Source organism: Arthrobacter sp. UCD-GKA (assembly GCF_001863355.1).
GTDB lineage: Bacteria > Actinomycetota > Actinomycetes > Actinomycetales > Micrococcaceae > Paeniglutamicibacter.
In genome coordinates this window covers 299,661-325,255 of the sequence record NZ_MOLR01000002.1, presented here as the reverse complement: position 1 = coordinate 325,255, position 25,595 = coordinate 299,661, and the positions used below count along the sequence as shown (strand labels likewise).

Below are 25,595 nucleotides of genomic sequence, written 5' to 3'. Positions count from 1 at the left end.
TAACCGTTCACCCCGGGGCGTGGTGGCCTCCGTGGCCGGATCCCGCCACAGGTGGCGCAGTCATCGGGCGTCGGGCCGGCGGGCAGACGGGCGGGCGTCCGCCAGGGACCGGATGTGGGCGGCGTTGCCGAGGATGGCGGGCTTGTACCGCTCCAGGTCCGGGGACTTGATGCCGGTGGCGACCACCGCGAGCAAGGCGGCGACGGCCTCGTCGAGCCGGCCGCACGCATGGAGGGAGATCGCCTCGAAGACTGCCAGCGACGGCGAATCCGGAAACCGTGCCCGGGCGCGCTCGAAGACTTCTGCCGACCGGGCGAATTCGCCGAGGTTCCGCAAGGTGGATCCGTACTGCAGGGAGCATCGGCGCAACAGGTCTCCCGACAGCCCTGCGTCAAGGGCCCGCTCGTAGAACGACGCCGCGGTGCTTTCCTCTCCCGCCGTGTCGTAGGCGCCGCCCACCTCGTACAAGACCCGCGGGTTGGCCGGGTGCCGCTCCAGGATCGGCAACAGTGCATCGATGGTGGGCTGCATGTTGTTCCGGTCGCGGGTCTCGAAGATCCCCTCGAGCTGATCATCCAATGTCATCGCTCCAGTATCCACCCGCCGCCGACCAGCGGGACCATTCCCTGCGCCGGGCGGCGGAACCGCCTGTAGGATCGGACACCATGTCGCTGGGGCGGGGATACGGACGGTTGTGGGCGGGCAATGCCGCCTCGAACTTCGGCGACGGCATCAGCTACGTCGCGATTCCGCTGTTGGCGACGGCGCTGACGACGAACCCGTTGCTGGTCGCGGGGCTGTCCATGGTGTACTCGGCCGCCAAGTTCCTGGTGGTCCTGCCCGTTGGCGCCATCGTCGACCGGATGGACCGACGAAGCATCCTCTGGCTCTCCAACCTGGGCAGGTGCGCCCTGATGGTGGCGCTGGCCGCGCTGGTGGCCACCGGAACGGAGTCGATGCCCGCCCTGTACGTGGCCTTTGCCCTGATCGGGCTCCTGGAAACGGCAGCGGACAACTCGGCCCTGTCCATCCTCCCGTCGCTGGTGGGCAGCAGGGACCTGGACCGGGCCAACAGCCGGATTTCCGCCACCCAACTGGTCGCCGACGAGTTCGTCGGTCCGCCGCTTGGCGGGTTGATGTTCGCCGCGGCGATGGCCTTGCCCCTCGCCGCCACCGCCGGGGCGTACGCGGCGGCCGCGCTGCTCTTCCTTGGCCTGGCGGGCAGCTTCCGTCCCGCGCGGCGGCCCGGCCGCCGGACGACGCTGCACCGGGACGTCCTCGAGGGTGCTACATGGCTGGCCCGGCACCCGCTGCTGCGCTCGCTGGCGGTCGTCGGCGGGTTGGCGAGCGTCGCGTACATGATGCCGTTCTCGATCCTTGTCCTTTTCGCGCGGGACGTCCTGGGCCTGGGCTCCGCCGGCTACGGGATCCTGCTCTCGGTGTCGGCGCTCGGCGGGCTCGCGGGGGCGGCCATGGTGGCGCCGCTGCGGCGGAGGATCGGGTATGCCGCCACCACAGCCGGCAGCCTGCTGGTGGGCGCGGCCAGCCTGCTGGCGATCTTCCTGGCCGATGTCCCGTGGGTGACGGGATTGTTCCTGGCCACCTACATCCTGCACGCCGTGGTCTTCAGCGTCTGCGTCGGTTCCCTGCGCCAACGCCTGGTGCCGGACCGGCTGCGGGGGCGGGTCAATGCGGTGTCGAAGTTGTTCGGACTCGCCGGGCTCGCCATCGGCGCCGGTCTTGGCGGCCTGCTCGCAACGGTGTTCGATCTCGCTGTGCCGTTTCTGGCGGGATCCTTGGTGTTCGTCGGCTGCGCAGCCATCGCGTGGCCGAACCTTCGGGCGTGGGAGGCAGCTGCCGCGGTCCACTCGTGACCCGGGACCGATGCCCGCGAGGCGCCCGGGTCGGATGGAGGCATGTCCATCGGAGTTCGGGCCGCTCACACGCAAAAATCCCGCCTGCCGGCCGCGGAATGCTGGCGACAGGCGGGATCGCGGGCCGGGCGGGCCGGTTCGCTACGCCTTGGCTTCGTCGACGATGCCGTACATGCGCGTGGAAATGTCCGGGTACTCGAGGCGGGTCTTGCCTTCCTCGAGCCGCGGCAGCTGTGCCGGGCCGTGCTCCACGCAATGCACGAAGTCGAATTCCGGCCACCACTTCTTGGGCCGCTCGGCCTCGGTGAATCCGCACACGGCGCAGGTCAGCTGGACCCATACGGGGCGCTTGCCGGTCCGGTTGGCGCGCGACTGGATCAGCCAGGCCGGGGGATTGGCGTTCAGTTCGGCAAATTCGGCTTCGCTCATCCGCGCCGGGATGCCGTGGCGCTTGGCCATTTCCATGGGGATATCCAACGCAATCGCTGCGTCTCTACGTGTCATCATCGTGCTTAACCCTAGGCCACTTGTGCCTGCGGTGCCGACGCAGGGCGGGCGCCGCCTGGCCGGGCTGCGGCATTGACGGAGGCCAAGGATCACATTTGCATTCCAATGTGCGTCGAATCACTCGATAGTGGCATTCGGTGACGGGGATCACCTAGGCTGTATGGCGTGTGGGTTCACTCACACATCATGTGCTCGCAGACAGATTAAGGATTGCTCATGGCCCGCAAGAAGAACGGGATGCGGCTCGCCGCTGCCGTTATCGGCATCTCCGCCCTGGCCCTGACCGGTTGCACCGGTCCGGCCGCCACCCCCGGGGGCAGTGAAGGGGGCGAGACGGGCACCACAAGTGCTCCGATCACCCTGGGTACCACCGACAAGGTCACCTCCCTTGACCCGGCAGCCTCGTATGACAATGGCTCGTTCATGGTCATGAACCAGATCTACCCGTTCCTGCTCAACTCCAAGCCCGGATCCGCCGAGCCGGAGAACGACATGGCCGTATCGGCCGAGTTCACCACGCCCACTGACTACACCGTCAAGCTCAAGCCGGGTCTCAAGTGGGCCAACGGCTCCGATCTTGACTCCAAGGACGTCAAAGCCAGCTTCGACCGCCAGGTGAAGATCGCGGACCCGAACGGCCCCTCCTCGCTGTTGGGCAACCTGGCCAGCGTGGAGGCCCCGGACGCCACCACCGTGGTCTTCAAGCTCAAGAGCGGCAACGACCAGACCTTCCCGCAGGTGCTCACCAGCCCCGTCGGCCCGATCGTCGACGACGAGCTGTTCCCCGCCGACAAGGTGCTTGACGACGACGCGATCATCAAGGGCAAGGCCTTCGCCGGCCAGTACACCATCGAGTCCTATGCCAAGAACTCACTGGTCTCCTTCAAGGCCTTTGACGGATACCAGGGCCTGCTGGGCAAGCCGGCCAACTCCGCAGCCAACATCAAGTACTACGCAGACTCCAACAACCTGAAGCTGGACGTGCAGCAGGGGAACATCGATGTCGCCTGGCGCTCGCTTTCGCCCACCGACGTCGAGGACCTGTCCAAGGACTCGAAGGTGGCCGTGCACAAGGGTGCCGGCGGCGAGCTGCGCTACATCGTATTCAACTTCGACATCATGCCCTTCGGCGCCAAGACCTCCGATGCGGATGCGAAGAAGTCGCAGGCCGTTCGCCAGGCCGCGGCCAACCTGCTGGACCGCCAGGCCATCGCCACCCAGGTCTACAAGGACACCTACATTCCGGCGTACTCCTACGTGCCGCAGGGCTTCACCGGAGCCATCGAACCCCTGAAGGACATGTACGGCCAGGACGGCGGCCCGTCGCTGGACAAGGCCAAGGCAGTGCTCGAGGCGGCGGGCGTCTCCACCCCGATCAACCTGAAGCTGCAGTACAACCCGGACCACTACGGCCCGAGCTCCGGCGACGAGTACGCGATGGTGAAGAACCAGCTGGAAAAGGGCGGCCTGTTCAAGGTCGACCTGCAATCCACCGAATGGGTCACCTACCAGAAGTCCCGCGTCACCGATTACCCGGCGTACCAGCTGGGCTGGTTCCCGGACTACTCGGATGCCGACAACTTCCTCTCGCCCTTCTTCGCCAAGGACAACTTCCTGGGCAACGGATATGACAATGCGGAGGTCGGCAAGCTGATCAACGAACAGCGCGTGGAAACAGACCGCGCCAAGCGCACCGCGCTGATCGAGGAAATCCAGACCAAGGTCGCCGGCGACCTCTCCACGCTGCCGCTGCTGCAGGGTGCCCAGGTGGCCGTGGCCGGTGCTGACGTCAAGGGCGTGGAATCCACGCTGGATGCCTCGTTCAAGTTCCGCCTGGGTGTCGTGTCGAAGTAGGCACCACCCCCGCGGGACACCGCACCACCCGGCGCGTCCAGGCCTGCGGGAGCACCCTTCGCCATCCGGCGGATCGTGCTCCCGCAGGCCTGCGGCCGCCACGGAAAATTGATTTCTCCAGCTAGGACTCCACCATCCCATGGTCATCACCACCGAACCAGCCGATGAACCCTCGGCACCACTGTCGCCGATCACGGCGCCCACCAAGGCAGGGGGCAGCTTTGCACGCTACCTCGTCACCCGCTTCCTGCTGATCTTCCCCACCATCTTCATCCTGGTCACGCTCGTCTTCTTCCTGATGCGCGTCACCGGAGACCCGATCACCGCGGCCCTCGGCGGCCGCCTCACCCCGGACCAGCTGGCCGAGCGCATCGCCGCGGCCGGCTACGACCGCCCGGTCCTGGTGCAGTACCTCGAATACCTCGGGCAGGTCTTCACCGGCAACTTCGGACGCACCCTTTCCGACAACAGGGCAGTGTCCGAGGTGCTGACCACCTACGGTTCGGCCACCGCGGAACTGGCCTTCAATTCGCTGGTCATCGCACTGCTCATCGGCATTCCCTTCGGCCTGGTCTCGGCCAAGCTGCGCGACCGCTGGCCCGATGCGATCCTGCGCGTCTTCGCGATCCTCTGCTATGCGACCCCGGTGTTCTTCGCCGGCCTGCTGCTCAAGCTCATCTTCGGGGTCTGGCTCGGCTGGCTGCCGATTGCCGGGCGCGCCGGCATCAACGCCGAGCTGGCCCTGACGTCCCTGCAGAACCCCAGCGGCATCTTCCTGCTCGACGCACTGCGCTCCGGGAACATGGCCGCCGCTTCCGACGTCATCGAGCACGCGGTCCTCCCGGCCGTCGCACTGGGCCTGCTCACCGCCGGGGTCTTCCTGCGGCTGGTGCGCACCAACGTCATCGGCACCCTGGGACGGGACTACGTGGAAGCGGGGCGCTCGCGCGGCGTCTCCGAATACCGGCTGCTGACCAAGCACGCCTACCGCCCGGCGCTGATCCCGATCATCACGGTGATGGGCCTGCAGATCGCGCTGCTCCTCGGAGGCGCGGTGCTCACCGAGACCACCTTCGAGTGGAAGGGCCTGGGCTTCATGCTCGCGCAGTATCTGACGGCACGCGACTTCGTCGCGGTGCAGGGCATCGTGGTGCTGCTGGCGGTCATCGTCGCGGTCACCAACTTCATCGTGGACATCATTGCCGCGCTCATCGACCCGCGAGTGAGGTTCTAGCCATGGGTGCAACAACCGTGACGGCCCTCGGGGCCAAGAAGCCGCTGTGGACACGGCTGCCGATCATTTCCCATTACCGGATGAGCGCCGGGCTGCAGCGCGGCATGCTCGTGGCGGGACTGGTGCTCTCCGTGGTGTTCGTGCTGGCCGCGGCGCTCGCGCCGGTGCTTGCGCCCTTCGGGTTCGCCCAGATCTCCGACGCAGACGGCCAATTCCCCACCCAGGCCGTCCCGGGCGGAAAGTTCATCTGGGGCACCACCGTGGGCGGCTTCGACGTCTTCTCGCGCACCCTGTGGGGAGCGCAGACCGCCCTGCTGGTCATCATCATCGCGGTGATCGCCTCAATCTTCCTGGGCGTCTTCCTGGGCCTGGTCTCCGGCTACCTCGGCGGCTGGCTGGACCGCATCCTGGTGGTGCTGGCCGACGCCATCTATGCCTTCCCGTCGCTGCTGCTGGCCATCGTCATGTCGATCGTGATCACCGGAGGGCAGTCCGACCTCTGGGGCGGCATCCTGGCCGCGGCGATCTCGATCACCGTGGTCTTCATCCCGCAGTACTTCCGGGTGATCCGCGCCGAAACGGTGCGACTGAAGGCCGAGCCCTTCGTCGAATCGGCGAAGGTGGTCGGCGCCTCGACCTGGCGGATCATGTTCAAGCACGTGTTCAGGAACGCAACGCGCACGCTGCCGCTGATCTTCACGCTCAACGCCTCCGAGGCGCTGCTGACGCTGGCGGGCCTGGGCTTCCTGGGATTCGGCATCGAGCCGACCAAGGCCGCCGAATGGGGCTACGACCTGAACCGCGCGCTGAGCGATGCGACCAGCGGCATCTGGTGGACCGGCGTGTTCCCGGGCGCGGCCATCGTGCTCACCGTGCTCGGGCTGACCCTGGTCGGCGAATCCATGAACGACCTGGCGGACCCGCGGTTGCGGATGCGCCGAAAAGCAAGGCGTCGCGGCGGAAAGGCCACAGCATGAATGCGCACCGCAAGGACGTGATCGGCCGCGCCGACGGCACGGTCCTGGAAATCAGGGACCTCGAGGTCACCTTCACCACCGACGCCGGCCAGGTCCCCGCGGTGCGCGGGGTCGGCTTCGAGGTCGCCGCCGGGGAGGTCGTCGCGGTGGTGGGCGAATCCGGGTCCGGCAAGTCCGTGACCGCCCGCACCATCCTGGGCCTGCTGGCCGAGACCGCGGTGGCCCGCGGGGCCGTGGTGCTCAAGGGCAACAACATGCTGACCCTGGGGGCACGCGAACTGCGTGCGGTGCGAGGTGACGACGTGGCGATGGTCTTCCAGGAGCCCTCCACCGCGCTGAACCCCGTGTACACCGTGGGCTGGCAGATCGCCGAGGGCATCCGCGCCCATGGCAAGGTCTCCAAGAAGGAGGCCAAGGCCCGCGCCATCGAGGTGCTGCGCAAGGTCGGCATCCCGGAACCGGAGAAGCGGGTGAACCACTATCCGCACCAATTCTCCGGCGGGCAGAAGCAGCGCGTCATCATCGCCGCCGCGCTCGCGCTGAACCCGGCGCTGATCGTCGCCGACGAGCCGACCACGGCGCTGGATGTCACGGTGCAGGCCGAGATCCTGGAGCTGCTGCGCGAGGTGCGCGACGACTTCAACACCGGGATCGTGCTGATCACCCACAACATGGGTGTCGTCGCGGACCTGGCGGACCGGGTCGTGGTGATGTACCAGGGCAAGATCGTGGAGAGTGCGCCGAGCTCCGAGCTCTTCGCAGCCCCGCGCGAGGACTACACCAAGGCGCTGCTGGCCGCGGTGCCGCACCTGGGCCGCAACTCCGCCTCCGCGGGCATGGTCTCGCGGTCCGGGCAGGAGAAGGAGGTGCTGGTGCAGGCCACCAACCTGAACATCACCTATCCCGGGCGCCTCGGGTCCCCGTCGTTCACCGCTGTGGACGACGTGTCGCTGCAGATCTGCGCCGGGGAAGTCTACGGGCTGGTGGGGGAGTCCGGGTCCGGGAAGACCACCATCGGCCGGGCCATCGCCGGGTTGAACAAGGTCAGCGGCGGATCGCTGAAGGTGCTGGGGCACGAGATGCTCGGGTTCAAGGAGCGCAGCTTCAAGAAGGTCCGCCAGGACATCGGCTTCGTGTTCCAGGACCCCGCGGCCAGCTTCAACCCGCAGCTGTCCATCGGCGAGTGCGTGGCCGAGCCGCTGATCGTGCACCGCTCCCTTGATGCCCGTGCCGCGCGCAGGCGCGTCGACGAGCTGCTCGAGGCGGTGCAGCTGCCGGCGGCCTTTGCCGCGCGCTTCCCGCACGAGCTCTCCGGCGGCCAGCGCCAGCGCGCCTCGCTGGCCCGGGCCCTGGCGCTGGACCCGAAGTTGCTGATTGCCGACGAGCCGACCAGCGCGCTGGATGTCTCGGTGCAGGCCAAGGTGCTGGAGCTGTTCAAGGAGCTGCAGGCCGAACTGGGCTTCGCGGCCCTGTTCATCTCCCACGACCTGGCCGTCGTGGACATGCTCTCCACCTGGGTGGGGGTGCTCTACCGCGGCAAGCTCGTCGAGGAGGGCATCGGCAACCAGGTCATGGGCGACCCGCAGCATCCCTACACCCGGCGGCTGATCGCCTCGCTGCCGGTGCCGGACCCGGTGGAGCAGGCCATTCGCCGCGAGGCGTTCCTCAAGGCCGTCTAGGCCAAGCGGTTTCGCCCCGCGGGTTCCCGCTCCGGCGGGTGCGCGGCACGGGGGCGGTCCACCACGGTGGGCCGCCCCCTTTGCCGTCCCCGCCGAGGTCCCGCGCCGTGCAATCGTTGCCGTCCGCGGCGCGCGTGTCACGGTTGGGTGCATTCAAGCGCGCAACCCTAGACTTGGGTTCATGAGCCAACAGAACAACGCACAGGTGCCAGACAACGCCGAAACCGGCGCCTACGACCCCGCCGCCAGTTCCCTGGCCGACACCGTCGAAAAAGAGGTCATGGAGGAGTTGTTGTCCATCCGCAGCAGCATCGACAATTTCGACGCGACGCTGGTCTACCTGCTGGCCGAACGCTTCAAGGCGACCCAGCGGGTCGGCCACCTCAAGGCCGTGCATGCGCTGCCGCCGAGCGACCCGGGCCGGGAGAAGGCGCAGATAGAGCGCCTGCGCCGCCTCGCCCAGGAGGCGCACCTGGACCCGGAATTCGCCGAGAAGTTCATGAACTTCATCATTTCCGAGGTCATCAGGCACCACCAGACGATCTCGGCGACGCACGCGGAGAACGGCAACTAGCGTGCAACCCGACATCCGCCCCGGCACCCACCCCGAGCAGGAACCCGAATCCGGCACGCGGGCAGCGGCACTCCAGGTCCAGGCCAGCGGGCACGGGCCGATGCCCGGCACCGACCCGATGGAATCGGTGCTGGTGATCCGCGGCGAGATCGGCGCGCCGAACCTGCCGCACCTGCACCAGCTTCCGGACCGCGGCGTCGGCTCCGATGCGATCGGCCGCGGCGCGCAGCTGCTCGAGGAAATGGTCGTGGACCTGCAGCCATACGGCTGGCGGCTGGCCCCGGCCGCCGGCATCGATGCCCGGCGGGCCGCCTCGGCGCTGCGCACCGACCTGAACGTGCTGGCCGATGCCATCGGCGCCGAGGAATCCGGCGGCAGCGAGCTGAAGATCCAGTTCCCGGGTCCCGCCACGCTGGCGGCAAACCTGCACCTGCACCACGGCGAACGCGCCGTCTCCGACCACGGGGCGCGCCGCGACCTGGCCCAGTCCCTGGCGCTGGGGGCCGCCCGGCACCTCGAGGCGGTCTCCCGGATGACCGGCGGGCAGAGGATCACCGTGTACATCGACGAACCCGACGCCGGGGCGGTGCTCAACGGGACGCTGCCGACCTCCAGCGGCTACCGCACGCTGCGCTCGGTGCCCGCCGCCGAGTTGCGCGGCTGGTGGAGCGAGCTGGTCGAGGCCCTGCAGGGCGCCGGCGCAGCGGAGGTCGTCATCGGCGCCGAGGCCGAACCCGGAACCTGGACGAGCCTTGCGGCCACCGCGCTCGAGGCGGGTGCCGATGCGCTGGGCGCCAACGCCGCCTCGTTGACCGTGCCCGGGTGGGAGCTGATTGCCGGGGCGGTGGAATCCGGCACGCGCCTGTGGCTCGGCACCGTTGACGCCGGAGCGAAGCTTCCCGGCGTCGTGGAGGCCGTCAGCGCCATCCGCCGCCCGTGGCGCCAGCTCGGGCTGCCCGATGCGGCGCTCGGCGCCCTGGTGCTGATGCCTTCGGCCGGCCTGGCCGAGCTGTCCCCGGCGCAGTCGACTGCGGTGCTCGGGCGCCTGGCGTCCTACGCCGAGGCGCTGAACCAGGTTCGCGTCGACGGCTAGCTCCCCGGGCCCCGGCCTACCGGGGCTGCCGGACGGGGCGTGCCCCGTGCCCGGGGATCGGGTGCGCGGGAGCTGTGCGGGATTCGGCCTCCAGCACCAGGTCCAGGCGCTCGTGCCTGATCCGCGCGTCGACATGCAGCAGCGTGACCATGACCTGGCCCAGCACCATGGACAAGGCGCCCACGACTGCCTGGGCGGCAACTCCGACCCCCACGCCGAGGGCCGTGTTGGAGCCGGAGACGAACTGGCCCGTGGCCACATCCAGGATCTGGACCACGAGCCCCGAGAGCAGCCCCAGGACGATGGCGACCACCAAAAGGATCCCCAGGATCCGCCACCAGGATCCGCACACCAGCCTCCACGAGGAGGCGATCGCCGAGCCGATGCCCATGGACCTGGCCACCAGCTCGACCGGCCCGAAGCAGAGCTTGATGGCCAGCCACACATACAGCGGCAACAACGCCACAAGCCAGAGGGCCAGCAGGATTCCCGCGACGGCCGGCCCCAGCGGGCGTGCCAGGGCCGCGGCGCCGGCCACCGAGAGTGCCAGCACCAGCAGCACCGCGGCGCCGGCCAGCAGGTTCCAGGCCACCAGCCGGAGCATGGCCTGCGAGCTCAACGCCAGCGATGCTCCCCATCCGGTGCGCAGCCCCAGGGTGGCGCGCATCGCGGCGACGGTGCTCGGCCCGATGACCAGCACCCCGGCCAGCAGCTGCACCGCCAGGTAGCCGCCGAGCCCCGCGGCCAGTGACGGCCAGGTCCGTTCGAGCCCCTGCACCACCTCGGCGGGGGAGGACTGGCCCGGGTCAAAAGACACCTCGAAGCCGGTGAACCAGGGAAGCAACAGCCACAGGGCGAGCAGCGCCGGCAGCAGCTGGACCAGCACCGCGTTGAGCAACGTGGGGATCGGCGCGAGCCGGATGACGGCGAATGTCGCATCGAGCAGGTCCCCGAACCCCAGCGGCCGCAGCTCGAGGACCCCGGGCTTAGCCGGCGGCCCGAAGCGGTGCGCGGGGTCCGGGCCGGTGCCGGTGCCGGATGCCGCTGCCGGCTGCCCGTCCCACCCGGACGGGGGCGGGCCCCAGGCCGGGTGCGGATCGGGCTGCCCCGGTTCGGGGACCTGGGAATCAGCTGGCATCGGGAAACGACCTCAATCCTTGGCGGGGCTCCGGGGCGGCGAACGGTGCGGGCCGTTGCGCTCCGCCCTCATGCGGCCAGTCTAGCCGCGCCGGAATGCGAGACAAACGATGTGGTGGATTGCCGTTTCCGCGGCGATTTGCCCGGTGTGCTCATGTACTCTTGAGGTATCCGGGCGCATGCTTATCGCGGCGCCCAGCGCAAGGCTACGGAAGGGCAGATTATGAAGGCACGCATCCTGGTTGTCGACGACGACGAGGCGCTGGCCGAAATGATCGGCATCGTGTTGCAGAACGACGGCTTCGAGGCCGTGTTCTGCTACGACGGTGCCAAGGCATTGGGTGTTTTTCGCGAGGTCAAGCCCGATCTGGTGCTGCTTGACCTGATGCTTCCGGGACTGGACGGCATCGAGGTCTGCAAGCTCATCCGCGCCGAGGACGATGTCCCGATCGTCATGCTCACCGCCAAGTCCGACACCGCCGACGTGGTCCGCGGCCTGGAATCCGGCGCGGACGACTACGTCCCGAAGCCCTTCAAGCCCGCGGAACTGGTGGCGCGCGTGCGCGCCCGGCTGCGCCCCGGCGAACAGCATGCCCCCGAAACCCTGAAGATCGGGGACCTGAGCATCGACGTCGCCGGCCACCGGGTGACCCGCGAGGGGGAGCCGATCGGCCTGACCCCGCTGGAATTCGACCTCCTGGTCGCCCTGGCCCGCAAGCCGTGGCAGGTCTTCACCCGCGAGCAGCTGCTCGAGCAGGTCTGGGGCTACCGCCATGCCGCCGACACGCGGCTGGTCAATGTCCACGTCCAGCGCCTGCGTTCCAAGGTTGAGATGGATCCGGAAAGCCCCGAGGTCGTGCTGACCGTGCGCGGCGTGGGATACAAGGCGGGCCAGGCCTGAGCCTGGAGGTGACGGGCAGCATGAACACCGTCGAACCGGCCCCGGACGAAACCCGGGTGCCGGAGCCGGAGCACCAGCGGCCCTGGCACCGCCGCGCCCTGGCTTGGCTGGTGCGTGCGCGCAACACCGTGCGCTCGCGCTGGACCCGTTCGCTGCTCTTCCGCACCGTGACCTCCGCGGTGCTGCTCACCGCCCTGGCCCTGCTGGGCGCCGGTGCGTTCCTGTCCAACCAGATTGCCACGGGCCTGTTCCAGGAGCGCTTCAACCAGGTGGAGTCCGAGTCCCTGCGCGGGCTGAACCAGGTGCGCGCCATCTTCGACTCCGCGGCCACCACCGACCGCACCAGCACCCGCTCGCTGGTGACCAGCACGCTGAAGATCCTCGAGGGCGACACCGCCCTGGTGCCTCGCGACTTCGTGCTGGTCCCGCTTTCCGGGGACGACAACCTCTACGTGGGGCCCACCGCCAGCGGCAACCTGACCTCCCGCATCGTGCCGGAGGCCCTGACCGCCCAGGTCCAGGAGTCCAACGCCACCTACTGGCAGTCCATCGAGGTCAACGCCGGGGCCAGCGCCGGCCCGGGCCTGATCTTCGGCACCAAGGTGACGCTGCCGCCGGGCCGCGAATACGGCCTGTACCTGGTCTACGACCTCTCCAGCGTGCAAAAGACCCTGGACTTCATCAACCGGGCCATGGGCCTGGTCGGCGGGCTGCTGCTGCTGGTGGTCGGCGGCATCACCTGGTACGTCACCCGCCTGGTGGTCCGCCCCGTGGCCGCCGCCGCGCAGGTTTCCGAGAAGCTTGCCGCCGGGCAGCTGGAGGAACGCATGGTCGTTTCGGGCGAGGACGAGATCGCGCGGCTGGGCAACTCCTTCAACCACATGGCCGCCTCGCTGCAGGACCAGATCAACCAGCTGGCCATGCTTTCGCAGATGCAGCAGCGCTTCGTCTCGGACGTGTCCCACGAGCTGCGCACCCCGCTGACCACCGTGCGGATGGCCGCCGAGGTGCTGCACGACGCCCGCGAGGACTTCGACCCGATCAACAAGCGCTCCGCGGAGCTGCTCTACAACCAGGTCGAGCGCTTCCAGATCCTGCTCAACGACCTCTTGGAGGTCTCCCGCTTCGACGCCGGGGTCGCGGTGCTCGACGCCGAGCCCACCGACCTGGTCTCCGTGGCCCGGCGCGTGATCGACACCGCCACCCCGCATGCCGAGGCCATGGGCTCGGTGCTGCGCCTGGGCACCCCCGCCGGCGGCGCGGTGGCCGAGATGGATGCGCGGCGCATCGAGCGGGTGGTCCGCAACCTGGTGCTCAACGCGGTGGAGCACGGCGAGGGCAACCCCATCGACATCACCGTGGCCGGCAACCAGAACGCGGTGGCGATCACGGTGCGCGACCGCGGCATCGGCATGAGCCCCGAGGCCAGCACCCGCGTCTTCGACAGGTTCTGGCGCGCCGACCCGGCCCGGGCGCGGACCACCGGCGGCTCCGGCCTGGGGCTGTCCATCGCCATGGAGGACACCCGGCTGCACTCCGGCCGGCTGGAGGCCTGGGGGGAGCGCGGCGTGGGTTCGTGCTTCCGGCTAACCCTGCCGCGGATCCTGGGCGACACCATCATCGCCTCCCCGCTGCCGCTGGAGCCCATCGTGCTGGCCGACGCGGTGTTCGACCGCGGCATGGTCGTCTCCTTCCCGCTGACCGGGGAGATCCCCTCGATCGGCTTCAAGCCCGCCCCGCCGCTGATCCCCGAGGAGCACCCGGACACCGCGGCGCCGGGCGCCGGCGGCCACACCCCAGGAAGGCACCACCCGCATGACTAGGAACCGCCCAACGCCCCGGATGCTGCTGGCAGTGCTCCTGGGCTTCGTGCTGGTGCTCACCGGGTGCTCGCAGATCCCGCGCAACTCGCCGGTCCAGTCCATTGCACTGGACGGCTCCGGCACCGATGCCGACGGAAACGTGCAGTTCAACCTGCCCGGCCCGACCCCCGACGCCACCCCCCGGGAGATCGTCGAGGGGTTCATCGAGGCCGGCATCGCCGCCCAGGACGACTACAAGACCGCCCGCCAATTCCTGGACCCCAAGCAGGGCGGGGTCTGGAAGGGCTCGGTGCGGACCCTGGTCTACGACGCCCGCCCCTCGGTGATCCCGGGCAGCAACCCCAACACCTTCACCATCCAGATGGAGGTCGTCTCCGAGGTCGATGCCGCGGGCATCATGACGGAATTGCCCGCGCACACCACCCGGGCGGTCGACGTGGCGCTGGAGAAGGTCGACGGCCAATGGCGCATTTCCCAGCTGCCCGACGGCATCATGCTCGACAAGGCCAGCTTCAGCCACGTCTTCGCCCCGCAGACCCTCTACTTTTACGACGTCAGCTACCACTACGCGGTGCCCGACGTGCGCTGGTTCCCCACCCGCACGGGCGTGGCAGCGGTAATGGTCGAGGCGTTGCTGGCCGGCCCGGCACCGTACCTGGAAAACGCGGTGGTTTCGGCGTTCCCGCCGGGCAGTTCTCTGGTGCGCTCCTCGGTGCCGATCGAATCGCAGCGGGCCACCGTCGACTTGAAGTCCGCCACCTTCCTGGACTCGACGGAGCTTACCCGCCAGCAGATGCAGCAGCAGCTGGAACTCAGCCTCGGCGGGCTGGGCACCGTGCGCTCGGTGGTGATGACCGACGAGCAGTCCGAGGTCAAGATCGGGCCCAAGGACCCCGACTTCCAGGTCGCCGAGGTCAACGCCCCGGTCCCCGACACCCAGATCGGCGTCCTGGACAAGGCGCTGTACTACCTCAAGGGCAAGTCGCTGCGGCTGGTCGGCGGCATCGGGGACATCTCCGGCTACGACCCGCGCCTGCCGGCGATGAGCCCGCAGGGGAACCGCTATGCGTTCCTGAACGGCTCGCTGACCAAGCTCGTCGCCATCGACGAGGAGGGCCGCAGCTCGGTGGTCGCCACCGGGACGGACCTGGTCCGGCCCTCCATGGATGCCCATGGCTGGACCTGGACCGTCGACAATTCCTCGACCACCAGCGTCCTGGCGGTGCCGGAAGACACGGTGCTCAGCGGAAAGGTCCGACCGATCACCGCCGGTTGGCTGGAGCACGCCAAGGTCTCCTCGCTGCGCGTGTCCCGGGACGGGGCCCGCGCCCTGATCGTCTCCTCGAAGGACGGGGAAACCAGCGTGACGATCAGCGGGATCCTGCGCGATGCCGACGGCGCGCCGCGCGGCTTCGCCCCGCCCAAGAGGCTGTATCCGGAGGTTCCGGTGACCCAGGCCGTCTGGAACTCCGATGTCTCGGTCATCGTCTCAGCAACCAGCACCAACGAAAAGGTGGCGGCGGAGGAAATCGGCCTGACCGGCACCCGGGTGACGTACCTGCCACTGCTGGGCATGCTCGATTTGTCGGCCGGTCCCGGGGAACGCCGCCCGGTGTACGCCGAGACCAAGGACAAGATCTACACGCGCGTGGGCAGCTCCTGGCATGAAATGGAAATCATGGTCCGGGACCTGACCTACCCGGGCTGAGTGGCCGGTCGACGGTCGCGGTTCTCCACAGCAGGTCCGCCGGGCCTCGAACGGGCCTGGCCCGGGGAGCATGCTGGAGGGCATGAAACCTTGGATCCGGCAGGACCCGGATGCCGTCTACCGCAGGCCGCCCGCTCCGCGCAGCGACCCGGCACGTTCCTGGGCCCGGCTCCTTGATGCGCTCTGGTGGCACCGCGCTGCCCGGGCCGTGCGGGCGGGCCTGCACGGCACCGCCGCACTGCTGTTCCCGGTGGACTGCGTAAGTTGCCGGCGTCCGGACGCCGTGGTGTGCGGTTCCTGCGCCCGCGCGTTGCGTGCCTCCTGCCTGCACCCGCGGAGGGTCGAACTCCGGGCCGAGGCGCTGCCGTTGGACGGGTGCCTCGGACCGATGCCGGTGGTTGCCGCGGGAGCCTATGAGCACGAGCTGGCGGCCGTCGTCCTGGCCTTCAAGAACCACCAGATGCCGGCCCTGGGCAGGTACCTGGTGCCGCCGTTGGCCCGCGCGGTGCTGGCCGTGCTGGACACCCTGGCTGACCAGGGCCGCCCGGTGGTGCTGGTCCCGGTGCCCACGCGGCTGCGGGCCAGGACCCGGCGCGGGTACTTCCCGGTGGGATTGCTGCTGTCCAGGTTGCGGCGGGCCCGGGTGCTGCCCGCCGGCGTGGAGGTGGCGCAGCTGGTCCGGTACCGGGTGGCCAGGCAGTTCACCTCCGCGCAAAAAGGCAAGGGCAGGCGCGCCCGGGGCGCGGTGCGCGGCACGATGCATGCACCGGTGACGCCGCAGCTGGCACGGCTCGCGGCCGCCGGCACCCAGGTGCTGTTTGTCGACGACGTGCTCACCACCGGGGCGACCTTGGCCGAGGCGAACCGCGCCCTGGCCGGGTCCGGGCTGCGGGTGTGCGGGGCGGCGGTGCTTGCGGCAACACCCGCACCGGATGAAAAAAGCCACGTTCGCGCAACGCGATGAAGTAATAATCCGAACATCCTTGATTATCGTTGCATCTGTCATAGGGTGAGGTATGGGCACCCCGCAAGGGGAAAGGAACCCATCTTCAGCGACCGGAAGGAGTGACTTCTTCGGTCGCTGTCGTGTCACCTGAGCAATGATGGAGGACACCATGGAGATGACGATCAACGGGCGCAATGTCAGTGTTACGGATCGCTTCCGCGAATACGTGGACGAGAAGATCGACAAGGTCGATCAGCTTGCAACGAAGATCCAGCGCTTGGACATCAAGGTCACCAAGGAGCAGCACGCACGCAATGCGGAGACTGCCCTGACCGTCGAATTGACGGTTCTGGGACGGGGACCGGCGATCCGTGCCGAGGCCAAGGCCGCGGACAAGTTCGCTGCTTTCGACACCGCATTCGCCAAGCTCCTGGAGCGTCTGCGCAAGGCCCGGGACCGCCGCAAGGTCCACCACGGCACCCGGACGCCCCAGGCCGTTCACCAGGCAACCAGCGGACTGGAGCCGGCCAACAGCTCGCTTCCGCTGCACGAGGCAACGCGTCTGGCACAGCAGGAAGAGGAAACCCGGCAGGCCGCCGAGGCCTCCGAGAACGGCGCACCGCCGATCGAGATCCGCCGCAAGGTCTTCCCGGCGGAGTCGATGAGCGTCGACGACGCCGTTGACCGCATGGAAATGATTGGACACCCCTTCTACCTCTTCGTGGACGCGGCAACCGGGGCGCACTCGGTGGTCTACGCCCGGAAGTCCAAGGGCAACCAGCAGTACTCCTACGGAACCATCACCCTGGATCCGGAGGCCACCGACGAATCCACCCTGGAGACCCGTCGCTACCGCGACCCGGATCCGCAACCAGTCAACGCCTGATCCAACGGCGCATACGATGGGACCATGAGCAGGATTCTTTCCGCAGCGCAAGCCCGTCGCATCGCCATCGCAGCCCAGGGGCTGCATCGTCCCCGGCCCGCCGCACCAGTGAATCTTGGTGCGGTGGGCCGGGCCTTTGCCCGGCTGGAACTGATCCAGATCGACTCCGTCAACGTCGTCACCAGGGCCCAGTACCTGCCGATCTTCTCGCGGCTGGGCCCTTACGCCCCGGAGCTGTTGGACGCACTCGCGGTGCAAAAACCGCGCAGGGTGGTTGAGTACTGGGCGCACGAGGCCTCGCTGGTGCGCAGCGACCACTTCAGGGACCTGGTCCCGTGGCAGCAGCGCTCCTGGCCCGGCAGCATGAAGACCATTGACGACGACGGGCGTGTCCTGGCCCACCGGATCCTTCGGCTGCTTGCCGACGGCAGGCCCCGCACCTCCCGGGAAGCCGCCGCCGAACTGGGCCACGAACAGACCTCGGACAACGACTCGTGGGGCTGGAACTGGTCCGCGGTCAAGCGCGCCCTGGAGGCATTGTTTGCCGAGGGAATGATCAGCACCGAGGGCCGCAACGGCGCATTCGAGCGCCGCTACACCGCCTTGCACCAGGTGTTCCCCGAAGCACCCGTACCCGCAGCCGTACCCGCAGCCGTACCCCCGGCCGGGAACGACCGGCGCCAGGGCATGGAGCGGCTGCTGCTGGCTGCCGCCGGGGCGCACGGCATCGGCAGCGTGCATTGCCTGGCCGACTACTTCCGGCTCCCGTTGCGTGAAAGCGCCGCGGTCCTGCAAGACCTCGCCGCCGGCGGAGCCCTCGAAACGGTCGGCGTGGCGGGCCTGAAGGACACGTTCTACCTGTTGCCCGGAACCGCCATTCCCCGTCGCTCGCACGCCCGGTCGCTATTGGGCCCCTTCGACTCGATGGTCTTCAACCGCCGCCGGATCGAGAAGCTGTTCGGCTTCACCTACCGCCTGGAGATCTACACGCCCGCGGCCAAGCGCGTCTACGGGTACTACGTGCTGCCGTTCCTGCTGGGCGAGGCGCTGGTGGCCCGCGTGGATCTGAAGGCAGAGCGGGCCACGGGCAGGCTGTTGGTCCGTGGCGCCTTCGCCGAGCCCGGCGCGCCCGGGAACACCGCGGCGGAGCTGGCGGCCGAATTGCGGCTCATGGCGCGCTGGCTGGGGCTCGACGAAGTCGTGGTTTCGGCACACGGGAATCTGGCAGCAGCCTTGGAGTTTTCACTAAGCTCGCCCGAATCCAGCTAAAAGCCACAAGTGAAACCAATCTCTCACGTAGACTGAACACGCCAGAAATCCTGTGCTAGAGATTTGGGAGCTGCCTCGTGGCATCACTGCTTGAACGTATCCTGCGTACCGGCGACAAGAAGACGCTGAAGAGGTTGCGCGGATACGCCGACGCCATCAACGTGCTTGATGGCGAATTCCGTGCCCTATCCGATGCGGAACTGCGTGGTGAAACAGACAAGTTCAAGGCACGCATTGCCGATGGCGAGTCCCTGGACCTCCTGCTGCCCGAGGCCTTTGCCGCCGTCCGCGAAGCCGCCGACCGCACCCTGGGCATGCGCCACTTCGATGTCCAGCTCATGGGCGGCGCCGCCCTGCACCTGGGCAACATCGCCGAGATGAAGACCGGCGAAGGCAAGACCCTGGTCGCCACCGCGCCGGCCTACCTCAACGCCCTGACGGGCAAGGGCGTCCACGTGGTCACCGTCAACGACTTCCTGGCCGAGTACCAGTCCGACCTGATGGGCCGCGTCTACCGTTTCCTGGGCCTGACCAACGGCTGCATCCTGTCCAACCAGGACCCAGCCGAACGCCGCAAGCAATACGAGGCGGACATCACCTACGGCACGAACAACGAGTTCGGGTTCGACTACCTGCGCGACAACATGGCCTGGAGCTCCGACGAGCTCGTCCAGCGCGTCCACAACTTCGCGATCGTCGACGAGGTCGACTCGATCCTCATCGACGAGGCCCGCACCCCGCTGATCATTTCCGGGCAGGCCTCCGGCGACGTCAACCGCTGGTACACCGAATTCGCCAAGCTGGTCACCCGCCTGAGCCTCGACACCGACTACGAGGTCGACGAGAAGAAGCGCACCATCGGCGTGCTGGAACCCGGCATCGAAAAGGTCGAGGACTACCTGGGCATCCACAACCTCTACGAGGCGTCCAACACCCCGCTCATCGGGTTCCTGAACAACGCCATCAAGGCCAAGGAACTGTTCAAGAACGACAAGGACTACGTCGTGATCAACGGCGAGGTCATGATCGTCGATGAGCACACCGGGCGGTCGCTGGCCGGGCGCCGCTACTCCGAGGGCATGCACCAGGCCATCGAGGCGAAGGAAGGGGTGGAGATCAAGGCCGAGAACCAGACCATGGCGACCGTGACCCTGCAGAACTACTTCCGCCTCTACAAGAAGCTTGCGGGCATGACCGGCACGGCGCAGACCGAGGCCGGGGAATTCATGGGCACCTACAAGCTCGGCGTGGTGGAGATCCCCACCAACAAGCCGCTGCTGCGCAAGGACCAGGCGGATTTGATCTACAAGAACGAGATCGCCAAGTTCGACGCCGTGGTCCAGGACATCGCCGAGCGCCACGCCACCGGCCAGCCGGTGCTGGTGGGCACCACCAGCGTGGAAAAGAGCGAATACCTGGCCCGCCTGCTGGCCAAGCAGGGCATCCGCCACGAGGTGCTCAATGCCAAGCAGCACGCACGCGAGGCAGCCATCGTCGCCCAGGCCGGCAAGAAGGGTTCCGTCACGGTCGCCACCAACATGGCCGGCCGCGGCACCGACATCATGCTCGGCGGCAACGCCGAATTCCTGGCCGTCGCCGAGATGGAACGCCGCGGACTTGACCCGGAAACGAACTCCGAGGAATACGAGCGCGTCTGGGATTCCGTCTTCGAGACCGCCAAGAAGCAGGTCGCGAGCGAGGCGAAGGAAGTCTCCGACGCCGGGGGACTCTACGTGCTGGGCACCGAACGCCACGAGTCACGCCGCATCGACAACCAGCTGCGCGGCCGTTCCGGACGCCAGGGGGACCCGGGCGAGTCCCGCTTCTACCTCTCGATGACCGATGAGCTGATGCGCCGCTTCAACGCCGGCGCGGCCCAGCGGATCATGAACAACCCCTCGATGCCCGACGACGTGGCCCTGGAATCGAAGATCGTTTCCAAGGCCATCGAAACCGCACAGGCGCAGGTCGAGGGCACCAACGCCGAGCAACGCAAGAACGTGTTGAAGTACGACGACGTGATGAACCGCCAGCGCGAGGCCATCTACGGCGACCGCCGGCGCATCCTCGAGGGCGGCGACCTGGAAGAGAAGGTCGGGCACTTCCTCGAAGACGTGGTCAAGGCCATGGTCGCCGAGGCCACCGGCGAGGGACACTCCGAGGACTGGGACCTGAAGCGGCTCTGGGGAAACCTCAAGCAGCTCTACCCGATCTCCATCACCCTCGACGAGGTTGCGGAGGAAGCCGGCCACCGCGACGCGATCACCCCGGAACTCCTGGAGCGCGAAATCCTCTCCGACGCGCGGCTGCAGTACGCCGCACGCGAGGAAGCGGTCGGCGAGGAAAACATGCGCGAGCTCGAACGCCGCGTGGTGCTCTCGGTGATCGGCCGCAAGTGGCAGGAACACCTCTACGAAATGGACTACCTCAAGGAGGGCATCGGCCTGCGCGCCATGGCCCAGCGCGACCCGTTGGTCGAGTACCAGCGCGAGGGCTTCCTGATGTTCCAGACCATGATGGAATCCATCCGCGAGGAAAGCATCGGCATGCTCTTCAACATCGAGGTGGAGACCCGTCAGGCCCCGGAAATGTCCCTGCCGGGCGTCGTCGACGGCCGATCGGTGACCACCGAGCCGGTGCTGAACACCCCGGGCCTCGAGGCCCCGGCCCGTCCGGCGACGCTGCGCTACACGGCACCCGAGGAAAGCGGCGAGGCCTCGACCCACATCGAGCGCACCCCCGGTGCGGCGGCCCCGAAGGCTGCCGGCGGCAACAACAAGAAGAAAAAGGGCAAGCGCCGCTAGCCGATCTCCAGTGCAGTAACCTGCCAACGTCCGTGCCACCGTTCGATCCTCAGAGCGGCGGCACGGACGTTTTGCATGTCCCGGATGATCACCGCCGCCTCGAAGACCAGGGGCAGGACCTGGGTGATGCGCATCCGCAGCACCCGCGGGTTGGAATAGCAGCAGGAGGTGGGGTCGGGGCGCTGGATCGCGCCGAGACGCATGTGGTGGTCGAGCTTCAGCATGCACTCCGGGCTCAGGGCGCGCAGCAGCTGGCGTGCGGGCCGTGCTCCGGCCAGTACCTCCAGCACCGCCGGTGCGGCCGCGTGCACAACCGCTGCCACGGATTCGGCCGGGGCCAGCAGCCCGTCCATGGGCGGGAAGAGCTTCTCGGCAACTGCCCGGGCGGCGGCGGTGGGCGGCTTGGGACGCAGCCCGTCGGCAAAATCGTGTTCGGTGTCCGCGCGGAAATCCTCGTCGAGCCGAACCTGCTCCGGGAGGCTGCGCGCCGGAGTCTCGGTGCCCGGTTCCTGGCCCGGGCAGCGCTTCCCGCGCCTGTCCGGACCGGGGCCGAAGGCCTTCGGAAACCTCCGTATGGGGGTCGGCTCCGCTGCGGCGGGGGCCGGTGCGGTGAAGCGGTTTGCTTGGACGAGCGTCGGCGCGGTGTTGGAAGGGGCCGGCTCGAGGGCGGTGATGGACATGGTGGACTCCTGGTGGGCGGATGGCTTCGACGGTGGAGGGCGGTGTGTGCAATCGGTTTCAGGGCTTCTGGGAAGCGGGCCGCGGTGCCTGGAGCACCATGCCGACCTCGAGCCTGTCGGGGTCGGGGCCGATCAATCGGCGGTTCGCGGCGAACCATAGCGGCCAGGCCGCGGCGATGTCTTCGGGGCCGGCGCTCGAGGGCAGGTGGCGTGCGGCAATGGCCCAGAGGCTGTCTCCAGGCCGGACCACGACCTCCTCAAGGGTGCGGGTGGTTCCGCCGGCCAGCCGGGCCAGCGGCAGCGGGACCCGGTGCGGGATGAATCCGGGACTGAGGAGTTCGGTTTCGGTGCCCTTCGGCCCGGTGGCCTCCGGCTGTCGCGGGCCGGCCTGGCGCTCGTGTTGCCCGGCGATCGCGGCCTGAAGGTGCTGGGCCGGTGCCAGCGGCGCGGCAACGGTCGCAGGGGCCGCAGGGGCCGCGGCGGTGGCGCCGCCCGCGGCGCATCCGGCCAGCACGAGGGAACCGCCGAACCCGGCCAGCAGCACCCGGGCGACGAATCCGGGAACGAGTGCCGCCAGGGCCGCACCGCGACGCCGGTGCCCGCAGGCGGCGAGGAGACGGGCGGCCAGGGCCAGGGCCAGGCACAACAACAGCCAGGCGACCGACGCCGCGCCCAGCAATCCGATGGCCAGGCCGGTGAGCCGTTCCAGGGACCACGCATCGAGCCGGGTGCCGGTGGCGGCGCGCTCCTGCAGTGAGCGCCACAGCACGATGCTGGCCCCGAGCATGCCCAGCGACAGGACGGCCGCGGCCACGAGTGCCAGGGCGTCGCGGGCTGGTTGTGAACGCATATTGGCCTTCTTTGATGTCATTTGATGTTGTTTGCATCTGTTTGTAACAGCATGATGACACTTCGTGCACGGGGAATCTAGGGGTAGGCGCGAAACTTTTGGGCATCTAGGGTGGGCCCATGAGATGGGAATCGCTTTTCGCCGACCTGGAAGCACAATTCGAGGCCGAGGCCGCCCGCGACCAGGCCAGCGAAATCCAGGAATTTGTCCGGATCGAACGCGCCCGCCAGACGCTGGTCCAGCGCCTGGCACGGCACCTGGACACGCGGGTCGATGTGCAGCTGCTCGGCGCCGAACGCCTGGGCGGACAGCTTTCCTCCCTCGGCAGGGACTGGCTGATGCTGCGCCACGGCGGCACCGAGGAACTCGTTCCCTTCCGTGCGCTGGCCTGGTGGTCCGGGCGGGAGCCGGGCAGGAACCCGGAGCCGGGGGAGCGGCGGGTCGGCTTCTCCCAGGCCCTGCGCGTGCTGGTGCGGGACCGGGCCAGGGTGGGCATCGGCGGAACCGACGGGCAGCAGCTGGCCAGCGGAACCCTGGACCAGGTGGGCCAGGACTTCGTCGAGGTGGCGCTGCACGAGCGCGACGAATTCCGCCGCGCACCTGCCATCCACGGACGGTGCGTGATCCCGTTTTCCGCAGTGGCCAGGGTGCGCCGCGAGGAATGAGGCCCCCGGCGGGGTTGTCCACAGCCGGGCTCGCCCCCTTCTCACGCACGGCCGCCACGGCGTATGGTGGCCCCCAAGGACAACGGCGGGGCTCGTGCCTCCGCCGATGAAGCATCCCGCGTTTCTGCGCAGCCAGGCGGAAGACTCCCCGGCCGCGCATCGGCGGGGTCATGGCGGAGGGGGATATTCGACATGGACAAGGCCCACGAAGCGGTGGCGGCAGCGGCCAGCAGGCTGGGAAGACCCAGCTGGAAGGACCCGCGGCTGCTGCTGGGCATCCTGATCGTGCTGGCCTCCTGCGTCGGGGTCGTGGCCCTGACCAGTTCCCTGGACCGCACCACGCCCATGTACTCGGCCAAGGCCGACATCTCCCTGGGCGAGCAAATCACCGCGGAGAAGCTCAACGTGGTGAACGTGAAGCTCGACGCGCTCGAGGAGCGCTACGTGCCGGCGGATCCCTCCCTGCTTGAGGGCACGCGGGCCAACTCGCTGGTCCGCGCCGGGCAGCTGCTCCCGCGCAGCTCCCTGGGGCTGGACGACGGAACCAACCGCCGCCCGGTGTCCATCGACCTGCCCGATGCCCTGCCGGCGGCGATCACCTCCGGGGCCCATGTCGATGTCTGGGTCTCGCTGAAGGACCGGACCGCCAATGCCTACGCCCCGCCGACCCTGCTGCTGCCCTCCGCCGAGGTCACCGGCCGCACCGAACGGGCCACCGGCTTCGGCGGAACGGCCGGGACGCTGGTCGAGATCCTGGTGGTTGACAGCGGGCTGGCGGACCTGCTCGAGGCCATGGCCAACGACGCGCGGATCACCGTGGTCTTCAACCCCGGGGCCAGTGCCTCATGAACATCTCGGTCGTGGTGCACGGGGACGACGGCACGGTGGTCGACAGGCTCGAGAGCCACCGCGGGGTGCTCACGGTGGCCCGCAGTTGCACCGAGATGTCCGAGGCCATCGCCCTTTGCGAGACCGGGCTGGCCGACGCGGCGATCCTGGCCGGGCCGCCGGTGGAGGTCGAAACCCACGACATCGATGCGATGATCGAGCGCGGGGTCCCCGTGCTGGTGCTCTGCGACGACGCGGCCCAGGGCAAGCGGCTCGGGGCGGCCGGCGCCTACGTGGCGGGAACCGGCTGCACCGCCCCGGAGCTGGGCACCCTGGTCGCCCGGGCCCGGGCCGAGCTGGGGCACCGTGAGCGCGGCACCGTTCCGGCCGCTGCCGGCGAAGAGCCGGGGACACCGGCCCGGAAGCGGGCGCGCGTGGTGGTTTTCTGGGGCCCCGTGGGTTCCCCGGGCCGCTCCCTGCTGGCGCTGAACTACGCCGTGGAGTGCGCGCTGGGGGACCAGGAAGTGGTGCTGCTGGATGCCGACACCTACGGGGCCTCCCAGGCCGTGCAGCTGGGCCTGCTCGACGAGGCCGCGGGCATCGCGCAGATCTGCCGCACCGTGGACTCCGGGCGGTTCGACGCGGCGAAGCTCGAGCGGATCTGTGCACCGGTGCTGATCGCCGGGGCCCGGATGCGCGTGGCCACCGGGCTGCCGCGGGCCAGCCGCTGGCCCGAACTGCGCCCCACCGCGCTGCGCCGTGCGGTCCTGGCGCTGCAGGAGGCCTGCGACACGATCGTGATCGATGTCGCGGCGCCGCTGGAACTCGACGAGGAGCTTTCCTTCGACACCGCCGCCCCGCAACGCAACGGGGTGACCGCCGCGATGCTGCGCATCGCCGACGAGATCCATGCCGTCGGGGCGGCCGACAGCATCGGGGTCCCGCGGCTGATCAGGGGCCTGGAGGAAATGCACGAGGTGCTCGGGGCACTGCCGGTCACGGTGCTCTTCAACAAGGTCTCCGCGGCCAACGCCGGGGCCTCCCCGCGCCAGGGGCTGGCCGAGACCTGGGCGCGGTTCGGGCCCGGGCTGCCGATCGCCGGCTACCTGCCCCGCGACCCCGCTGCGGTGGACGCCGCGCTGCTGGCCGGAAGCGCGCTGGCGGAGATCGCCCCGCATTCGGCCCTGCGGGTGGCCATCGCCGCCCTCGCCGGGCAACGGATCAGGGGCAGGGCGCCGTTTCTGCGCCGTTTGGCCCCGTCGAAGTGACGTCGGTAACCCGGCGGGATAGTGTTGTAGCACCAGCG

At 68.8% G+C, this 25,595-nt stretch carries 22 protein-coding genes; 17 read left to right on the top strand and 5 right to left on the bottom strand.

Going from position 1 to position 25,595, the window contains the following annotated elements:
- Positions 1-60: 60 nt before the first annotated feature.
- Positions 61-585 carry a tetratricopeptide repeat protein gene (locus BLJ79_RS04775; protein WP_071213538.1) on the bottom strand — a complete coding sequence of 175 codons (525 nt, stop codon included), beginning with the start codon at positions 583-585 and terminating at the stop codon, positions 61-63.
- An 80-nt stretch (positions 586-665) separates the two neighbouring features.
- Between BLJ79_RS04775 and BLJ79_RS04770 the strand changes: the two genes are divergently transcribed.
- Positions 666-1,874 (top strand): MFS transporter, encoded by a 1,209-nt coding sequence (locus BLJ79_RS04770; protein WP_071213537.1) that lies wholly within the window; start codon positions 666-668, stop codon positions 1,872-1,874.
- Between the two features lie 141 nt (positions 1,875-2,015).
- Here BLJ79_RS04770 and BLJ79_RS04765 read toward each other — a convergent pair whose 3' ends face one another.
- Positions 2,016-2,381: a hypothetical protein gene (locus BLJ79_RS04765; protein WP_071213536.1), complete on the bottom strand. Its 366-nt coding sequence runs from the start codon at positions 2,379-2,381 to the stop codon at positions 2,016-2,018.
- Positions 2,382-2,597: 216 nt separating this feature from the next.
- Between BLJ79_RS04765 and BLJ79_RS04760 the strand changes: the two genes are divergently transcribed.
- From BLJ79_RS04760 to BLJ79_RS04735, 6 genes are all read left to right on the top strand, one after another.
- On the top strand, positions 2,598-4,235 hold the full coding sequence (locus BLJ79_RS04760; protein ID WP_071213535.1) for an ABC transporter substrate-binding protein: 1,638 nt from the start codon (positions 2,598-2,600) through the stop codon (positions 4,233-4,235).
- Positions 4,236-4,374: 139 nt separating this feature from the next.
- Positions 4,375-5,469, top strand: coding sequence for an ABC transporter permease (locus BLJ79_RS04755; protein ID WP_286135262.1), 1,095 nt, complete (start codon positions 4,375-4,377; stop codon positions 5,467-5,469).
- Positions 5,470-5,471: 2 nt separating this feature from the next.
- Positions 5,472-6,446, top strand: coding sequence for an ABC transporter permease (locus tag BLJ79_RS04750; protein ID WP_071213534.1), 975 nt, complete (start codon positions 5,472-5,474; stop codon positions 6,444-6,446).
- Positions 6,443-8,125, top strand: a complete 1,683-nt coding sequence (locus BLJ79_RS04745) for a dipeptide ABC transporter ATP-binding protein (protein ID WP_071213533.1) — start codon at positions 6,443-6,445, stop codon at positions 8,123-8,125. Before BLJ79_RS04750 ends, BLJ79_RS04745 begins: the two co-directional genes overlap by 4 nt.
- Before the next feature lie 181 nt (positions 8,126-8,306).
- On the top strand, positions 8,307-8,699 hold the full coding sequence (locus BLJ79_RS04740; RefSeq protein WP_071213532.1) for a chorismate mutase: 393 nt from the start codon (positions 8,307-8,309) through the stop codon (positions 8,697-8,699).
- 1 nt (position 8,700) lies between these two features.
- Entirely contained in the window at positions 8,701-9,792 is a 1,092-nt protein-coding gene (locus BLJ79_RS04735) for a uroporphyrinogen decarboxylase/cobalamine-independent methonine synthase family protein (protein ID WP_286135261.1), read from the top strand.
- A gap of 16 nt (positions 9,793-9,808) precedes the next feature.
- On the opposite strand, the gene BLJ79_RS04730 is transcribed toward BLJ79_RS04735, so the two are convergent.
- A complete protein-coding gene (locus BLJ79_RS04730) occupies positions 9,809-10,930 on the bottom strand; it encodes a hypothetical protein (RefSeq protein WP_071213531.1) in 1,122 nt (373 codons plus the stop codon).
- Between the two features lie 222 nt (positions 10,931-11,152).
- On the opposite strand from BLJ79_RS04730, the gene mtrA reads away from it, so the two are divergent.
- The 7 genes from mtrA to secA all read left to right on the top strand — a co-directional run bounded on the left by mtrA (position 11,153) and on the right by secA (position 21,266).
- Positions 11,153-11,830 (top strand): MtrAB system response regulator MtrA, encoded by a 678-nt coding sequence (gene mtrA, locus BLJ79_RS04725; protein ID WP_071213530.1) that lies wholly within the window; start codon positions 11,153-11,155, stop codon positions 11,828-11,830.
- A gap of 20 nt (positions 11,831-11,850) precedes the next feature.
- On the top strand, positions 11,851-13,653 hold the full coding sequence (mtrB, locus tag BLJ79_RS04720) for an MtrAB system histidine kinase MtrB (RefSeq protein ID WP_071213529.1): 1,803 nt from the start codon (positions 11,851-11,853) through the stop codon (positions 13,651-13,653).
- Positions 13,646-15,361: an LpqB family beta-propeller domain-containing protein gene (locus BLJ79_RS04715; protein WP_083411004.1), complete on the top strand. Its 1,716-nt coding sequence runs from the start codon at positions 13,646-13,648 to the stop codon at positions 15,359-15,361. Before mtrB ends, BLJ79_RS04715 begins: the two co-directional genes overlap by 8 nt.
- Positions 15,362-15,443: 82 nt before the next feature.
- Positions 15,444-16,325: a ComF family protein gene (locus tag BLJ79_RS04710; protein WP_071213609.1), complete on the top strand. Its 882-nt coding sequence runs from the start codon at positions 15,444-15,446 to the stop codon at positions 16,323-16,325.
- Positions 16,326-16,476: 151 nt separating this feature from the next.
- The gene (gene hpf / locus BLJ79_RS04705) at positions 16,477-17,193 is read left to right on the top strand and encodes a ribosome hibernation-promoting factor, HPF/YfiA family (protein WP_139194720.1); all 717 of its coding nucleotides are present in this window, start codon (positions 16,477-16,479) and stop codon (positions 17,191-17,193) included.
- A gap of 24 nt (positions 17,194-17,217) precedes the next feature.
- A complete protein-coding gene (locus BLJ79_RS04700; RefSeq protein ID WP_071213527.1) occupies positions 17,218-18,462 on the top strand; it encodes a winged helix-turn-helix domain-containing protein in 1,245 nt (414 codons plus the stop codon).
- A 77-nt stretch (positions 18,463-18,539) separates the two neighbouring features.
- Positions 18,540-21,266: a preprotein translocase subunit SecA gene (secA, locus tag BLJ79_RS04695; protein ID WP_071213526.1), complete on the top strand. Its 2,727-nt coding sequence runs from the start codon at positions 18,540-18,542 to the stop codon at positions 21,264-21,266.
- Here secA and BLJ79_RS04690 read toward each other — a convergent pair.
- Both BLJ79_RS04690 and BLJ79_RS04685 read right to left on the bottom strand, forming a co-directional pair.
- The gene (locus BLJ79_RS04690) at positions 21,263-21,946 is read right to left on the bottom strand and encodes an Rv3235 family protein (protein WP_071213525.1); all 684 of its coding nucleotides are present in this window, start codon (positions 21,944-21,946) and stop codon (positions 21,263-21,265) included. The genes secA and BLJ79_RS04690 overlap by 4 nt on opposite strands.
- A 58-nt stretch (positions 21,947-22,004) precedes the next feature.
- Positions 22,005-22,796: a LysM peptidoglycan-binding domain-containing protein gene (locus tag BLJ79_RS04685; protein WP_071213524.1), complete on the bottom strand. Its 792-nt coding sequence runs from the start codon at positions 22,794-22,796 to the stop codon at positions 22,005-22,007.
- A 119-nt stretch (positions 22,797-22,915) separates the two neighbouring features.
- On the opposite strand from BLJ79_RS04685, the gene BLJ79_RS04680 reads away from it, so the two are divergent.
- The 3 genes from BLJ79_RS04680 to BLJ79_RS04670 all read left to right on the top strand — a co-directional run bounded on the left by BLJ79_RS04680 (position 22,916) and on the right by BLJ79_RS04670 (position 25,557).
- Positions 22,916-23,461, top strand: a complete 546-nt coding sequence (locus tag BLJ79_RS04680; protein WP_071213523.1) for a hypothetical protein — start codon at positions 22,916-22,918, stop codon at positions 23,459-23,461.
- 192 nt (positions 23,462-23,653) lie between these two features.
- A complete protein-coding gene (locus BLJ79_RS04675; RefSeq protein ID WP_071213522.1) occupies positions 23,654-24,310 on the top strand; it encodes a CpaB family protein in 657 nt (218 codons plus the stop codon).
- Positions 24,307-25,557, top strand: coding sequence for a CpaE/TadZ family protein (locus BLJ79_RS04670; RefSeq protein WP_071213521.1), 1,251 nt, complete (start codon positions 24,307-24,309; stop codon positions 25,555-25,557). Before BLJ79_RS04675 ends, BLJ79_RS04670 begins: the two co-directional genes overlap by 4 nt.
- Positions 25,558-25,595: the final 38 nt, after the last annotated feature.

Coding starts and splice junctions, on each gene's coding strand:
- BLJ79_RS04715 (WP_083411004.1), top strand. CDS start 13,646: ATGACTAGGAACCGCCCAACGCCCCGGATGCTGCTGGCAGTGCTCCTG.
- BLJ79_RS04685 (WP_071213524.1), bottom strand. CDS start 22,796: ATGCGTTCACAACCAGCCCGCGACGCCCTGGCACTCGTGGCCGCGGCC.
- BLJ79_RS04745 (WP_071213533.1), top strand. CDS start 6,443: ATGAATGCGCACCGCAAGGACGTGATCGGCCGCGCCGACGGCACGGTC.
- BLJ79_RS04700 (WP_071213527.1), top strand. CDS start 17,218: ATGAGCAGGATTCTTTCCGCAGCGCAAGCCCGTCGCATCGCCATCGCA.
- BLJ79_RS04770 (WP_071213537.1), top strand. CDS start 666: ATGTCGCTGGGGCGGGGATACGGACGGTTGTGGGCGGGCAATGCCGCC.
- hpf (WP_139194720.1), top strand. CDS start 16,477: ATGGAGATGACGATCAACGGGCGCAATGTCAGTGTTACGGATCGCTTC.
- mtrA (WP_071213530.1), top strand. CDS start 11,153: ATGAAGGCACGCATCCTGGTTGTCGACGACGACGAGGCGCTGGCCGAA.
- BLJ79_RS04670 (WP_071213521.1), top strand. CDS start 24,307: ATGAACATCTCGGTCGTGGTGCACGGGGACGACGGCACGGTGGTCGAC.
- BLJ79_RS04775 (WP_071213538.1), bottom strand. CDS start 585: ATGACATTGGATGATCAGCTCGAGGGGATCTTCGAGACCCGCGACCGG.
- BLJ79_RS04755 (WP_286135262.1), top strand. CDS start 4,375: ATGGTCATCACCACCGAACCAGCCGATGAACCCTCGGCACCACTGTCG.
- BLJ79_RS04760 (WP_071213535.1), top strand. CDS start 2,598: ATGGCCCGCAAGAAGAACGGGATGCGGCTCGCCGCTGCCGTTATCGGC.
- BLJ79_RS04690 (WP_071213525.1), bottom strand. CDS start 21,946: ATGTCCATCACCGCCCTCGAGCCGGCCCCTTCCAACACCGCGCCGACG.
- BLJ79_RS04710 (WP_071213609.1), top strand. CDS start 15,444: ATGAAACCTTGGATCCGGCAGGACCCGGATGCCGTCTACCGCAGGCCG.
- BLJ79_RS04675 (WP_071213522.1), top strand. CDS start 23,654: ATGGACAAGGCCCACGAAGCGGTGGCGGCAGCGGCCAGCAGGCTGGGA.
- BLJ79_RS04750 (WP_071213534.1), top strand. CDS start 5,472: ATGGGTGCAACAACCGTGACGGCCCTCGGGGCCAAGAAGCCGCTGTGG.
- BLJ79_RS04730 (WP_071213531.1), bottom strand. CDS start 10,930: ATGCCAGCTGATTCCCAGGTCCCCGAACCGGGGCAGCCCGATCCGCAC.
- BLJ79_RS04680 (WP_071213523.1), top strand. CDS start 22,916: ATGAGATGGGAATCGCTTTTCGCCGACCTGGAAGCACAATTCGAGGCC.
- mtrB (WP_071213529.1), top strand. CDS start 11,851: ATGAACACCGTCGAACCGGCCCCGGACGAAACCCGGGTGCCGGAGCCG.
- BLJ79_RS04740 (WP_071213532.1), top strand. CDS start 8,307: ATGAGCCAACAGAACAACGCACAGGTGCCAGACAACGCCGAAACCGGC.
- BLJ79_RS04765 (WP_071213536.1), bottom strand. CDS start 2,381: ATGATGACACGTAGAGACGCAGCGATTGCGTTGGATATCCCCATGGAA.